Source organism: Chloroflexus sp., from assembly GCF_034432675.1.
Taxonomy (GTDB): domain Bacteria; phylum Chloroflexota; class Chloroflexia; order Chloroflexales; family Chloroflexaceae; genus Chloroflexus.
Genome location: NZ_DAOUBI010000070.1, coordinates 1 through 13,655 on the forward strand (window position 1 = coordinate 1; position 13,655 = coordinate 13,655).

11 protein-coding genes are annotated in these 13,655 nt (G+C 58.7%); 9 read left to right on the forward strand and 2 right to left on the reverse strand.

Annotated elements, in window-relative coordinates; all coding sequences use genetic code 11:
* Positions 1 to 280: 280 nt before the first annotated feature.
* The 3 genes from VAE55_RS05455 to VAE55_RS05465 all read left to right on the forward strand — a co-directional run bounded on the left by VAE55_RS05455 (position 281) and on the right by VAE55_RS05465 (position 4,535).
* Positions 281 to 1,774 (forward strand): cryptochrome/photolyase family protein, encoded by a 1,494-nt coding sequence (locus tag VAE55_RS05455; protein ID WP_322814789.1) that lies wholly within the window; start codon positions 281 to 283, stop codon positions 1,772 to 1,774.
* Between the two features lie 506 nt (positions 1,775 to 2,280).
* Complete coding sequence (gene hflX / locus VAE55_RS05460) at positions 2,281 to 3,618, forward strand: GTPase HflX (RefSeq protein ID WP_322814790.1); 1,338 nt, start codon at positions 2,281 to 2,283, stop codon at positions 3,616 to 3,618.
* Positions 3,619 to 3,746: 128 nt separating this feature from the next.
* Positions 3,747 to 4,535, forward strand: coding sequence for an ABC transporter permease (locus tag VAE55_RS05465; RefSeq protein ID WP_322814791.1), 789 nt, complete (start codon positions 3,747 to 3,749; stop codon positions 4,533 to 4,535).
* A 48-nt stretch (positions 4,536 to 4,583) separates the two neighbouring features.
* On the opposite strand, the gene VAE55_RS05470 is transcribed toward VAE55_RS05465, so the two are convergent.
* Positions 4,584 to 5,900: a folylpolyglutamate synthase/dihydrofolate synthase family protein gene (locus tag VAE55_RS05470; RefSeq protein ID WP_322814792.1), complete on the reverse strand. Its 1,317-nt coding sequence runs from the start codon at positions 5,898 to 5,900 to the stop codon at positions 4,584 to 4,586.
* 302 nt (positions 5,901 to 6,202) lie between these two features.
* Between VAE55_RS05470 and VAE55_RS05475 the strand changes: the two genes are divergently transcribed.
* The 6 genes from VAE55_RS05475 to VAE55_RS05500 all read left to right on the forward strand — a co-directional run bounded on the left by VAE55_RS05475 (position 6,203) and on the right by VAE55_RS05500 (position 13,267).
* Positions 6,203 to 7,414 (forward strand): DNA double-strand break repair nuclease NurA, encoded by a 1,212-nt coding sequence (locus tag VAE55_RS05475; RefSeq protein WP_322814793.1) that lies wholly within the window; start codon positions 6,203 to 6,205, stop codon positions 7,412 to 7,414.
* A 3-nt stretch (positions 7,415 to 7,417) separates the two neighbouring features.
* The gene (locus tag VAE55_RS05480) at positions 7,418 to 8,035 is read left to right on the forward strand and encodes an HAS-barrel domain-containing protein (protein WP_322814794.1); all 618 of its coding nucleotides are present in this window, start codon (positions 7,418 to 7,420) and stop codon (positions 8,033 to 8,035) included.
* 51 nt (positions 8,036 to 8,086) lie between these two features.
* The gene (locus VAE55_RS05485) at positions 8,087 to 9,127 is read left to right on the forward strand and encodes an LLM class F420-dependent oxidoreductase (RefSeq protein WP_322814795.1); all 1,041 of its coding nucleotides are present in this window, start codon (positions 8,087 to 8,089) and stop codon (positions 9,125 to 9,127) included.
* Between the two features lie 3 nt (positions 9,128 to 9,130).
* Positions 9,131 to 10,273: a pyridoxal phosphate-dependent aminotransferase gene (locus tag VAE55_RS05490; RefSeq protein ID WP_322814796.1), complete on the forward strand. Its 1,143-nt coding sequence runs from the start codon at positions 9,131 to 9,133 to the stop codon at positions 10,271 to 10,273.
* Positions 10,274 to 10,411: 138 nt separating this feature from the next.
* Positions 10,412 to 11,299 (forward strand): sortase, encoded by an 888-nt coding sequence (locus VAE55_RS05495; protein ID WP_322814797.1) that lies wholly within the window; start codon positions 10,412 to 10,414, stop codon positions 11,297 to 11,299.
* Between the two features lie 15 nt (positions 11,300 to 11,314).
* Positions 11,315 to 13,267: a hypothetical protein gene (locus tag VAE55_RS05500; RefSeq protein ID WP_322814798.1), complete on the forward strand. Its 1,953-nt coding sequence runs from the start codon at positions 11,315 to 11,317 to the stop codon at positions 13,265 to 13,267.
* Between the two features lie 207 nt (positions 13,268 to 13,474).
* On the opposite strand, the gene VAE55_RS05505 is transcribed toward VAE55_RS05500, so the two are convergent.
* Positions 13,475 to 13,655 (reverse strand): hypothetical protein (locus VAE55_RS05505; RefSeq protein ID WP_322814799.1); only part of this gene is annotated, 181 nt, incomplete at its 5' end.

The window sequence follows — 13,655 nt, forward strand, 5'->3', positions numbered from 1 at the left end:
CCATCCACCAGCACGCAACCGAGAGTCACCAGCATCTGCTCCCGACTCTCGTTATCCCTCCTGCGTCCACGAAAAAGCCAAACTCCAGCGCGGGTTCTCAACCCGCCCCTACGGACGTTGCATCGACCCTTTCACCCAGTACCATACACGGGATGCGGCGAAAGCGAGAGTGCGGCCTGGTGCGTGCCATACAATATTACGATGCAGCGATGACCTTTGGGCTGAATTGATGTTATGATGAATCATAGCACGTATCCGTTATGCCCTGGAATAACGCACCATGACTCTTGCGCACGAATCGGTCTGGATACTCGGTGATCAACTCAGCCCCCACCATCCCGGTCTGGTAGCCGGAAGGCGGGTCGTGATGATCGAGGCGCTGGCCCGTCTCAATCAGCGACCGTATCACCGCCGCAAACTTGTGCTCATTATCAGTGCAATGCGTCATTATGCCGGCGAGTTACGCGCCGCCGGTTATGAGGTTGATCTGCGCTCTGCGCCGGATTTTCTCAGCGGGTTGCGCGATCATGCTGCGACCTTCGGGGTGCGCCATCTGATCTGCATGGCTGCCGCCGAGTACGATACCCGTCAGTTTCAACAACGCCTGGAACACGAGCTGGGCATTCCCGTCACCATGCTGCCCAATACCCTCTTCCTGGTGGAACGCCACCCACCGACCCGTTCACCAGCACTGATGGAGCCATTCTACCGGGCAATGCGCCGACAGACCGGGCTGTTGATCGAGCCGGATGGCGAACCGACCGGCGGTGTCTGGAATCTCGATCACGAAAACCGGCGGCGCTACGATGGTCGTCCGGTTCCAGCACCGGTACGTTTTCCGGCAGATGCGATCACGCAGCAGGTGATTGCCGATCTGGCGCACAGTTGTCCGAATGCCATCGGTTCAGCGGATGATTTTGATCTGCCGGTCACACGAGCGCAGGCACTACTTGCGCTTGACGATTTTATCGCGCATCGGCTGGCCGACTTTGGCCCGTTTGAAGATGCGATGAGTGCCGATCACGACCTGCTCTTCCACTCCCAGCTCTCGCCGCTGCTCAACATTGGCCTGCTCGATCCGCTGGAGACAGCAACTGCCGCTGTAGAGGCGTATCACGCGGGCAAAGCTCCGCTGGCGTCGGTCGAAGGTTTTGTACGGCAGATTATCGGCTGGCGCGAATACATCTACTACCGTTACTGGGAATTGATGCCCGATTTGTTGTTGGCTAATGCATGGCAGGCAGAACGACCGTTGCCGGGCTGGTACTGGAATGGCGAAACACGGATGCACTGTTTAAGCTGCGTAATTAAGAAGGTATTACGCAGCGGTTATTGCCATCATATCGAGCGGCTGATGGTGCTGTGCAACTTTGCGCTGCTGGCCGGAATTCGTCCCCAGGAGGTAAATGCCTGGTTTCTCGAATGCTACATTGATGCGTATGAGTGGGTTGTCACGCCTAACGTTATCGGCATGGGCTTGAATGCCGATGGCGGACGAACTGCGACCAAGCCTTACATTGCCAGTGCAGCGTATATTGACAAGATGAGTGACTACTGTCGGGGATGTTTTTACGACCGCAAAGCGCGTACCGGGCCACGCGCCTGCCCATTCAATACGCTGTACTGGCATTTTTTGATTATGCATGAAGCCACACTCCGTGCCAATCCACGGCTGGGGCCGGCAGTGCTCGGCCTGCGCCGGATCACCGAAGCGGAGCGCCAGGCGATTATGGCTCAGGCCGCGACCATTCTGGCGCAGATCGAAGCACTATGAGGGGGCTGGTATCAGCTCAAAGGAGATACCTGCTGACAAGTGGCGAACCAATGATGGAACATGCTTATGCCCAACAACTGCACCGCGCTGGCGTGTGTTGCCGGTGAGCTGAAGGTGCCGGCTTAACTGACTGAAACGTGGACATTGGTTAAGGAAATTATTAGATCAAACATTCTATCCGCCCCTGAACTGGCGCCAACACGGCTTCCACCCTCTCCATATGGACGGGCAGCGCTGGCTATGTACGCACATGCTATAGCGAGTTGCTCTATGGGAGCCTGGATGGGGTCGGCTCCGATCATTATGCGTAAAATCCGTCCGTAGAAGGTTTACGTCGGGTTTGGCGAATGCTATATTGAGATTGTTGCACCAGGGCCAGGTGTGGATCGGCTGCCGCCGGGGGAGAAATGCTGACCGCAGGTCTTGAAGATGCAAACCAAACAGTGCTATAATCCAGGTAACAGTTATATCGTCATATTTAGTCAAAGGAGACAGCTATTAACGAGTTGCGCACCCACGACGGAAAACGCTTATACCCAACGGCTGTACCACGCCGGCGAGCATTGCTGGTAGGGGCTGAAATTGCCAGCATGCGCAGTCCCTGGCCGGTCGAAGACTCGCTCGATGAGCTGGCGTTGCTCGCTCAGACGGCAGAGCTAGAGGTGGTCGGTCGTATTTTCCAACGCCTACCCGAACCACAACCAAAGTTTTTCATCGGCCCCGGTAAGGTCAAAGAGGTGGCTGCGTTGCGCGAGCAGACGCAGGCCGACTTGATCGTGTTCGATGATGAACTCAGTCCGGCGCAGACCCGTAACCTCGAAGAAGAGCTTCAGACCCAGGTCATTGATCGCACGGGGTTGATTCTGGATATCTTTGCCCGCCATGCGCGTACCCACGAAGGGCGGCTTCAGGTTGAACTGGCGCAGTACCAGTATCTGCTGCCGCGTCTGCGTCGTCAGTGGACGCACCTTGAACGTCAGGCCGGTACCGGTGGTACGGCAGCAGGTGGTGTGGTTGGTCTTCGTGGCCCTGGTGAGACGCAGCTTGAAATTGACCGCCGGTTGATCGAGCGGCGGATTGCGTGGTTGAAAGATCAGTTGGCTGATGTTCACCGCCACCGGGAATTGTACCGCCAGCGCCGGCGGCAAACCGGTATTCCGGTGATTGCCCTTGTTGGCTATACCAACGCCGGCAAGAGTACGCTGCTCAACGCAATGACCGGGGCTGATGTGCTGGCAGAGGATAAGCTGTTCGCCACGCTAGACCCCACAACCCGCCAGGTGCTGTTGCCCGGCAATATTGTGGCGTTGATGACCGATACGGTCGGTTTCATCCAGAAGCTCCCGCCGCAGCTTGTGGCTGCGTTTCGGGCTACGCTGGAGGAGATCGAGGAGGCGGATCTCCTGCTGCACGTGGTTGATGTCACGCATCTCAATGCCCAGGAACACGCCCAAACGGTTGAGCAGACGCTGCGGGAGTTGGGGGTGGATCACAAGCCGGTTTTGACCGTGCTCAATAAGATTGACTTGCTCGAAGGGGCGACGGCGGAGGATGTCGGGCAGATTGCGGCTGAGATGGGTTTGCCAACCGATATTGTCGCTGTTTCGGCCCAACGAGGGTGTGGGCTGCAAACGTTGGGTGAGCGCATTGTGGCGATGCTGGCCCAGCGTATGGTGCGGGTTGATGCCTATATTCCCTACCAGCGGAACGATCTGGTTGCGCTCTGGCGGCAGCGCGGCGTTATTGAGGTGGAGGAATTTGAGGGTGATGGTGCCCATATCGTTGGGCGCTTACCTCCGGCGCTCGCTCCCCAGTTTGCCCGCTTTGCCCGTAGCTCGTTGTGAGTGGAAAAACGGTCTGTACCCGCTCTGGGTAATGAAGCAGAATGCACGTCAATTGTAGGATGTGGTTCGACGATTGATGTGTGTTCTGCGTTATCGTGATGTGTACCGATTAGATAATCTGGCCGGTTATGCTGCGCTATCTCCGCCTGTTTGTTCTCTTTGTGCATAACAGTTTACAAATCGCGCTAGAGTATCGGGTCAACTTTTTGACCTCGCTCTTCCAAAGTGTGCTCTGGTTGTTGTGGGGTGTGTTGGGCACGCTGGTCTTTTTTCAATTCACCGGTACCCTCGGTGGCTGGACGCTGCCCCAGGCGCTGCTGGTGGTCGGCATGTTCCGCATTTTTGAGGGTTTGATTGACGGGATCATGCGGCCCAACATCACCCGGATCGTTGAACATATTCAAAAGGGAACGCTGGATTTTGTGCTGGTGAAGCCGGTTGACAGTCAGTTTATGGCGTCCCTGCGCCAGATCAATCTGATGGTATTGCCTGATTTTCTGGTCGGGTTCGGTCTGATTATCTACGGTCTCTGGCTTGGTCAAATCTGGCCGACGCCATTCCAGCTCCTTGCCTTTCTCTTCTTGCTGGCCTGCGGTATGGTGATCGCGTATGCGATCTGGATGTTGCTGGTCACCACCGCCTTCTGGCTGGTACAGGTCGAGAATGTCACCGAGCTGCTCACTGCGATCTATGAAACCGGTCGTTTTCCGGTGACAGCGTACAGCCAGTGGTTGCGTCTGGTGCTGACCTTCGTGATTCCGATTGCCTTTTTGACCACCTTTCCGGCGGCAGCCTTAATCGGCTTACTCGCTCCCTTCTATCTGTTACTGGCACCGATTATCGCCGGTATCCTCTTGCTGGCGTCACGCGCTTTCTGGCGGGTCGGTCTGCGCTCGTATACCAGTGCTTCGTCGTAGCGCTGCTGCGTCACCGCTGAACAACCCGCCGATACCAACCGCTTACCCTCAGTCTGCGACCGCCAGGCCCAGGGCTTCACGGGCTGCGCCGACGACGAACAGCGAGCCGGTGACACAGATCAGATCATCATGTCCCGCCAGCGCCTGTGCAGTCGCCAGCGCTTCAGCCACGACCGGCACAATCTGAATTGGTGCGTTGGTGAAGGGGGCAACCTCGGCGGCAACCCGGTCGAGATCCATCGCTTTGGGGTGGTTCGAGCGGGTGATAATCACGTGGGCTGCCTGCGGCGCCAGGGCAGCGGCGATAGCCGCAATGTCTTTATCGCGTGAGGTGCCGAGCACGAGAATAAACTGCCGATGCGGTAGCTCGTCGCTAATGGCTTGCCACAATTTCTGCGCCGAGTCGCCGTTGTGGGCGCCGTCGATAAGGATGCGAGGCGGGCCGGCAATCAACTCGAAACGTCCCGGCCAACAGGCTTCGGCGAGACCACGCCGGATGGCCTGGTCATCAATCGGCACTCCCTGATCACGCAACAGCAGGGCAGTCCCCATTGCCAGACGAGCATTTTCGCGCTGGAAGCCACCGCGCAAGCGCCCCGGTTGCGGTGGGGCCGGATAGGTGAGCGGTTGACCAGACGCCAGCCACGGTTCAACCGCGTGTTCAGCGGCCAGCCAGAGCGGGGCACCGACCGTCTGGGCTTCGGCGGCGAAGACAGCGGCTGCTTCCGGGTGTTGTGGTACGGTAATCGCCGGTCGGCCTGGCCGCATAATACCCGCTTTGTTGTAGGCAATGTCGTGCAGCGTTGGCCCCAGAATCGCCATGTGGTCGTAGCTGATCGACGAGATCACCGCGACGAGCGGAGTGATAGTCGCCGCAGCATCGAAACGTCCCCCCAGACCGACCTCAACGACCGCCAGATCGACGTGAGCTGCTACAAAATGATGCATCGCCATCACAAACCCAATGTCAAACGTACTAGGCCGACCGTAGGTAGCGGTGTCAAGGGCGTCAACAATCGGTTGCACATCCCGCACAAGCTGAATCAGCGTCGCCTGAGAGATCAGTTCGCGATCAATCTGGATGCGTTCGCGATACGAGCTAAGGTGGGGCGATGTCCACAAACCCACCCGTAAACCGGCGGCGCGAGCCATAGCTTCAATCAAGGCGCAGGTACTCCCCTTCCCTTTGGTACCGGCAACGACAACCGCCGCCAGTTGTTGATGTGGATTCCCGGCAATGCCCAGTAATGCCCTGAGCCGGGCCAGCGATCGCGCCGCAATCGCCGGATCGGGTGACCCCTGACGAGTAGGATCGATGAAACTGTAGATGTAATCGAGAGCTTCCTGATAAGTTGTAATCTGCATATCCTGCTTTTCCTGCCCTGTGCTTGCCCGGAACCAGCCGGTAACCGCAACAATGTGTTGATCCATCATACCATTGACCGGAAGGTGGTGGTCTGAGATGGCATTGATCACGATCCGTAAGTAGCATCAGCCGTAGGGTGCGCCGGGGCAAACCTTCGCCCTGTGCCAGGGAGCAGAGCACGACTGGCACTGAATGTTGCTCCTGCACGTGCAGGCACATCCTGAGCGGGGCGGAACGGGGTTGACAGGCTGTGTCATATCGTCTATGCTGAACGACACGAACAGGTGAGCAGAGGAGAGCGATGACACTCAATCTGGCTGCGCTGAGTGAACAATTGCGGGCAATGGGGCAAAATGCCGCCCGTTCGGTTGCACAACGAGAGGATCGGATTGCAAAGATTGTCACACGCTATCTCAACGAGGTGGAGAATAAGCAGCGTTGGGCGGATGCTGTGCGTCTCAGTGCAACCTCGGCGCACTGGTTGCTGGCCGAACCGGTTGAACCGCTCGATACCATCGGTCGGATAGCGACCCTTCCCACCGATTATGCGGTCGTGGCCACTGACGGCTCGCATATTGATGTGGATCGGCACGGCGAGGTCAGTTGCTACCTGATCAACATCGGCCAGGTCTACCTGCGCTACGGTGCGCACCCGGAAGCGTACCTGGAGTCATCACCACGGCTCTACTTCAGCGAGGACGACCTGTACCTTCACGAGGATACTCGTCGTATCCCGGTAGAGGGGGCTGTGTTAAGCGTGCGTCGTGATGTCGAAGAGGGCGTGGCATTAGGCCGGTTTGCGGCAACGTACCTCCACGATACAACCATTCCCCGGCTGGCGCTCCAGGACGGCACATTAATCCGTTGGCCACTAGCAAATGCCGACGAGTTCGTCCGTGATCATTTTTTAGCTCAGTACCTTGATTACCTGGAGCGGATGCGGAAGATCTGTATCCCGGTAGCATCGTATATCAGTCGCACCCGCTCGCCGGAGGTGATGGGATTGATGCGTCTGATGTTCTGCCCGGATGTGAATGTGTCCGAGCAGCGCGGGGCACATTGCGCACAGTGTAGTGATGCAAACCAAGGCAAGACGCCATCGTGCATGATCTGCCAGGATTTAATTGATGCCGATCTCTTTGCCACCAGATTGCAAGAAGGTGAGCGCAGCCCGATCTTTCGCTCGTGGAGTCGGATCAGCATCGAAGGGTATCGCGATCATCAAATACATTTCTTCTTCCTGCGGATTGGGCGCGAGCTGGCGCGGATCGAAATACCGGCGTGGGTTGCCGGCCAACCAGATATGGTTGCACAGGTGCATGCTCTGGTGTACGATCAGGCAATGCGCGGTCAGGGCTATCCGGTTGTATTGCAACGTGCCCACGAACAGGCCGTCATTCGCAGTGCCGAGCGGCGGGTCTTCGAGCAGATGGTAGCCGGGGTTTTGCGCCAGGCTGAGGTACCAACCGGTTTTTCGGCAAAGCGTGAGCGTAAGCAGTTTATTCAGGGATAACCTATGCAATCGGGAGCACAGAATGGTCGGATCGGCGAGGTCATCGAGTCGTCAACCATCCACTTCGTGGCTGCGACGTATGAACTCCTCGCCTCGCCACCGTTTGGATCACTGGTACGGGCAACCACGACCGAGCAGGGATTACACGTCTACGGTTTGATCTACGACATTCATACCGGCAGTCGCGAGCCGGGTGGGCGGGCAATCGTGCGTGGGCGAACGTACACCGGACGTTATCTGTACGACGACGAGATTTATCGCGCCCATCCCGATCTTAGTGTCGTGTTGCAAACCGAATTTACGGCGTTGATCGTTGGCTATACCCTGCATGGGGGCTTGATCCAGCGCTTGCCACCACAGCCGCCACCCGTCCACTACTCGGTGTATCCTTGTCCGAACGAGGAATTAGCGGCGTTTGGTGAGCATCTGGACTTCTTGCGAACTGTGTTGCTGGCACCTGGCCTACCCGCCGACGAGTTGCTGACAGCGGCGGTACGGGCGATTGCTCTGGCCCGACGTGATGGCCCGGCCTATCTGGTGCGGGTCGGTCGTGAACTTGCCCGGTTGCTGAAAGATGACTATGATCGGTTGACGGCACTCCTGCACCGTTTGCGTCCCTGATGTGATAAGACACTTTCTTAACAGAGTTGTGATCGCTTTGCAAGAGAATGAATGGAAAAAGCCATGCTCCTCCTCGATGCTGCCTTTCAGGTTGATGCCAATCCACTGCCCGGTGCTGCGGAGGTCGCAAAAGCTGCGGAAGCACTCGGTTTTGCCGCACTCTGGGCACCAGAAACAGCGCACAATCCGTTTCTGGCTCTGACCATCGCTGCCGAGCATACGCAACAGCTAACCATTGGCACGGCAGTGGCAATCGCATTCCCGCGTAGCCCAATGGTCACGGCGCAGATTGCGTGGGACCTGGCCGGGTTCAGTGGTGGGCGCTTTATTCTCGGCCTGGGCACCCAGGTTAAAGCCCATATCGAACGTCGCTTCAGTAGCGTATGGGATTCGCCCGTCGGGCGGCTGCGCGATTATATCGGTGCGCTAAGCGCCATCTGGCACTGCTGGCAGACTGGGGGGAAGCTCGATTACCGTGGCCAGTACTACCAGCACACACTCATGACGCCGTTCTTCAGCCCTGGCCCTATCGCCCATCCCGACATCCCGATCTATATCGCCGGTGTAAATACCGGGCTGGCGCATCTGGCCGGTGAGGTGTGCGATGGCTTTCACGCCCATCCCCTCACCAGTGCCCGCTACCTGCGCGAGGTGTTGCGGCCGCAAATCGCCGCCGGCGCGACGGCTGCCGGTCGCGATCCCTCAGCCTGTGCGATAGCCGGCAGCGCACTCGTCATCACCGGGAACGACAAGACCGAACGCGAGCGGATGCGGGCAATGGTACGGCAGCAGATTGCCTTCTACGCTTCAACCCCAACCTACCGGGCCGTTTTATCCTGTCATGGATGGGATGCGGTGGGTGAAGAATTATCGCGTCTGGCAGCCCAACAGCGCTGGGCCGAGATGACCGGTCTGATCGATGATGCCATGGTAGCAACCTTTGCCGTCGAAGCCGATCCTGCCGATCTGCCGGCGGCCCTCAAGGAACGCTACGAAGGGCTGCTTGATCGAGTCGCCCTCTACATACCGTTTATTCCTGGGGAACGAGATGACTTCTGGCGTCATCTAACAACGTCACTGAATGGTCGATAGGCGATGGCTGGTGTCTTCTCACAACTCGATCTGACCCCGACTCGGCTCGAACTGGCACGGCGCGTGCGGATGGCGCGTAGCGATCTGATCGATTTGACCAGCAGCAACCCGACGACGCAGGGATTGATCTTCCCTGCCGACATCCTGGCGAATGCAGCCACGCCCTACTGGTCAACCCGCCGCTACCATCCCGATCCACGGGGTGATCTGGCAGCGCGCACGGCTATCGTAACGTACTACGCCCGTCGCTCGCCGCCCCTGATCCTGACGCCCGACGATGTCTTTCTCACGGCCAGCACCAGCGAAGCCTACAGCCTGCTCTTCGCATTGCTGGCCGACCCCGGCGACAACCTGCTGGTGCCGAATGTCACCTATCCACTGTTCGAGTACCTCGCTGCTCTGCGCAACCTCGAATTGCGTTCCTACCAGCTTGATGAAGAACGAAACTGGCGGATCAACGCCCGTTCGCTTCGTCGGCTGGCCGATGAGCGAACACGGGCGATTTTGATTGTGTCGCCCCACAATCCAACCGGTACCATCATCGATGCGCCAATCGCGACGCTCGATCTCCTGGGTATTCCAGTTATTTGTGACGAGGTCTTTGCACCGTTTACCTATGCTGCACCGACCACGCCACCCCTGGCGGCGCTCCATCCAGATCTACCGGTTTTCACCCTTAACGGCATCTCGAAACTCTTTGCCCTACCCGACCTGAAATTGGGTTGGATCGCACTCAACCAGCCGGCTCGTCAGTTTGCCGCGCGGCTGGAACTGTTAAACGATACCCTACTGGGGGCGAATGCGCTGAGTCAATATCTCTTGCCAACCCTGTTCGCTCAGGGCGAACCGTTCGTACAGGTGATGGTCGAACGGGTACGGGCAAACCTGACACTGGCGCTGCAACGGTTTGCCGATCATCCGCGCATCCGTGCCCGACCGCCTGCCGGCGGCTACTATCTCTTCCCGGCCATTGACGGGTGGGAAGACGAAGAGGCGCTGGTGCTCTTCCTGCTCGACCAAGGAGTCTTTGTCCATCCCGGCTACTTCTACGGCGACGTGCCGGGTTGCCATCTCATGCTGTCCGCACTCTGCGAACCTGAACGCTTTGCGTTGGGGGTCGAACGCCTCTGTACGGCGTTGGCGTAAACACTTTCTTTTACACTTGACGACGATTGATCGTAGAGAATCGCTCATTCTATCGGTCAGACTATTGCAGATGATCCTATCGTCGTGTATAATGCTTCCAATCGACTTGCCGGTACTGGCTTCAGAGACAGGAAAGCAATGACCACTCTTTTGCAGCGCCGATCTGCCAGTCAACGGTCGTCAACCTCACCGATACAGCGTACCGGTGATAGTGATCTGCTGCAACATTTGCTCTTGAACGATCTCCCTGCCCGGCGCGATCCGTTTCGTCCACTGCGCCTGCGTTCGATAGATGCGTATCGCGAAGAAGCCTTACGCGGCTTCCTGTTGCGCAACTGGGTGGATCGCGCATTGCTCATCGCCGAAATCTTGCTCTTTGCCACGATGATGATCGTCTTTGCCTACTGGTTCATCGACGGCTATGGCCGCGACTGGTGGCGAGCCTGGCGGGGTGAGAGCCGGCCGGCAGAGGTGATCATGCCACCACCAGCCCCGGTGGCACCGCCGGCAGCCGCACCGCACCTGCCGGCCCTACCCTTCACCGACCCTGGTCTGGCGGTTGAGCCGGCTGATTACCTTGCCCCGCAGACCAGTGTCAAACCGCTACCGAAGACCGATCCGCGACCGCAGCGACTGCGTATTCCCAGCATCCAGCTCGACACGCCGGTGTACGAGGTTTTTGTCGTTGATGGAGCATGGCAGGTCGCTGAATATGCCGCCGGGTATCATCACGGTACGGCACTACCGGGGACGACGGGCAATACCGTGCTGGCCGGGCATGCAGGCTTGCGTGGCGCAGTGTTTCGTGATCTGCCGGCACTGCGTGCCGGTGATGAGATATTGCTGGAGGCGGGCGGTTGGGTGTACCGCTATCGAGTGCGCGAGATGCGTAACGTCTGGCCGACCCAGGTTGAAGTGATGGATCCGACACCGACCCCTGTTTTGACCCTGATAACCTGTACCAACTGGGACACGCAGCGCCTGGTCGTCATTGCCGATCTAGTCGATTCGCGTCCACTCAGTTGAGATTGAGGAGATCGTATGCCACCAAAGCCGTCACCTGCAACCAGCCTCCCTCCCGGTCGTGGACGCGCACCGGCGCCGTGGACAATCTGGGAGATCATGGCGATTACGGTGAGTGTGTTGATGATCGTGGTGCCGCTCACACTGGAAGGGCTGAACTGGATCAGGCCACCGGTTGTGCCTGCTCAGGAACTCATGGCTGCGACCGAAACGCCGGTCAGCCTCGAACAACGACCACCGACATTTACTCCACTGGCAACGAATACGCCAACCTTGACGGCTTCACCGGGTTCACCAGTGCCGACTGATACACCGACACCGACCAGCACCCAGATCGGCGACACGCCGACACCGACCAGCACCCAGATCGGCGACACGCCGACACCGACCAGCACCCAGATCGGCGATACGCCGACACCGACCAGCACCCAGATCGGCGACACGCCGACACCGACCAATACGCCACTCTCAACACTTACCCCCTCACCGACACCGGGTACGACCCGTGTCAACAAATTTGCTTCATTGAGCACTGTCAATATCGGGCAATCGTTCAGCTACAGTTTAGCGGTCACGACGCAAAGTGATACCCCAATTACGCTCACGCTGCGCGATGTGCTGGATCCCAATCTGGAACTTATAGAGGTGTCTGCGTTCGGGGGTACCTGTTTTGCCGGTCAGACCGTACTCTGCACCCTGACGGTAAGTCGATTCAACCCGGCGTCGGTGACGTTGCAGGTGCGGGTACGTGCATCGGCAACTGAAGGGTTAATCATTCCTAATCAGGCCGTGTTGGAACAGGGTAGTTTGCAGGTCGGAGTTTCTAATGTGGTGAATGTCACCGTTAGCGGGCAGCCTGTTCCCACCATTGTACCCACTGACACGCCGATAGTGACGGCTACTACTACCAACACCCCAACTGCTACATCGGTGACGCTAACATCTGTCCCGGCGATACCAACCCCGACTGCAACAAACACGCCGGTCGCTCAGCCAACATCACCGCCGCGTCCGACATCACCACCGCCACCGCCGCGTCCGACCGAACCACCACCGGCGCCAACATCACCGCCGACACCAACTGAGCCACCGCCGCCGGTAGTTTTACCCACCGAGCCACCACCACCGGTACCGGTAGCAACAGTTGCGCCACGGCCAACGGCGACACCACGGCCACGTCCGCCGGTACCGCCGACGAACACGCCAACCCCGGCTGCTTCACCAACACCAACCGAGCCGCCGGCGCTGGCTGCTTTCGCTGAGAGCGATCTGCTCCTACGGCTCGCCAGCGATTGGGGAAGCGCTTACGCCGGGCAAGACATTGTGTTTACCATTGTGCTCGGTAACACCCACCCGGCGCAGACGGTGAGTGCCGTGAGCCTGCGCAGCGTCATGCCCTCGAATCTCCAGGTGCTGGGCGCAAACGCGAGCCGGGGCGCCGATCCGACGATCAATGGTCAGACGGTAACATACCTTGCGCCAGACTTAGCACCCGGTGAACGGGTTGAGGTGACCATCACTACCCGCATTCGCTCAGATGTGGCTGCCGGTACCCTCCTGGTCGTACAGGCGCAGGCCAACCAACGCGACCTCAGCCGACCGGTCTTTTCGAACATTAGTACGGTGCTGGTGGTTGGTGGACAACAGATAGCAACGGCAACTGCAACCGCAAGCCGCGCACCGGCCACACTCACCGCGACGGTAGTTTCGCCGACGGCTGGCACAACCGCAACCTCTGCACCAGCTATGGCAACGGCAACCACGACACCCGGTATCGCGCTAGGTGGTGGTATGCCGCCGGTTACGACAACCACGCCGACCGCAATACCGCCGGCGGCAGGAGGCGCAAGTGGCGGGCAGGCACCGCTGCCCAACACCAGCGCCGGTATTCCGTTCCTGGGAGTTTTGTTGCTTGGTGCAACCCTGCTAACCCGTACTATCCGACTACATCGTGCTCGTGAGCGGATTTGACGGCGGGGGAACACCCCCACCCCAGGCCCGCCCTCGCTGGGGGCGGAGGAACACCTTCGCCTCTTCCCCTCAGCGGTTTAGGGGCGGACAGAATATATAAGCTCACGCAACTTCTGCCGCATTAGGACGCCCCGGCACGCGGCTCTGGTCTCCTATCTCCCGCTGCACGCTATGCATTACCCACAACTGATGTCAACCACTGGTGTATCAGCGGATATGATCGCCATGGGTGCTGTTGTGGACGACTGGCCCAATGGCAGTGTGGCGCTCCAGCCATGCCAGCACGTGCTGGATGGATTGCCGTACCCGCTCGTCATGCACGTGTCGCACAGTTTGGCGTGCGGCAGCCATGCTGCCGCGCCAGCCGTGCTTGCGATCAGGTGGAGGT

Excerpts from the sequence above, each read along its gene's own strand:
- VAE55_RS05455 (WP_322814789.1), top strand. The coding sequence starts at position 281 with ATGACTCTTGCGCACGAATCGGTCTGGATACTCGGTGATCAACTCAGC.
- VAE55_RS05465 (WP_322814791.1), top strand. The coding sequence starts at position 3,747 with ATGCTGCGCTATCTCCGCCTGTTTGTTCTCTTTGTGCATAACAGTTTA.
- VAE55_RS05470 (WP_322814792.1), bottom strand. The coding sequence starts at position 5,900 with ATGCAGATTACAACTTATCAGGAAGCTCTCGATTACATCTACAGTTTC.
- VAE55_RS05475 (WP_322814793.1), top strand. The coding sequence starts at position 6,203 with ATGACACTCAATCTGGCTGCGCTGAGTGAACAATTGCGGGCAATGGGG.
- VAE55_RS05480 (WP_322814794.1), top strand. The coding sequence starts at position 7,418 with ATGCAATCGGGAGCACAGAATGGTCGGATCGGCGAGGTCATCGAGTCG.
- VAE55_RS05485 (WP_322814795.1), top strand. The coding sequence starts at position 8,087 with ATGGAAAAAGCCATGCTCCTCCTCGATGCTGCCTTTCAGGTTGATGCC.
- VAE55_RS05490 (WP_322814796.1), top strand. The coding sequence starts at position 9,131 with ATGGCTGGTGTCTTCTCACAACTCGATCTGACCCCGACTCGGCTCGAA.
- VAE55_RS05495 (WP_322814797.1), top strand. The coding sequence starts at position 10,412 with ATGACCACTCTTTTGCAGCGCCGATCTGCCAGTCAACGGTCGTCAACC.
- VAE55_RS05500 (WP_322814798.1), top strand. The coding sequence starts at position 11,315 with ATGCCACCAAAGCCGTCACCTGCAACCAGCCTCCCTCCCGGTCGTGGA.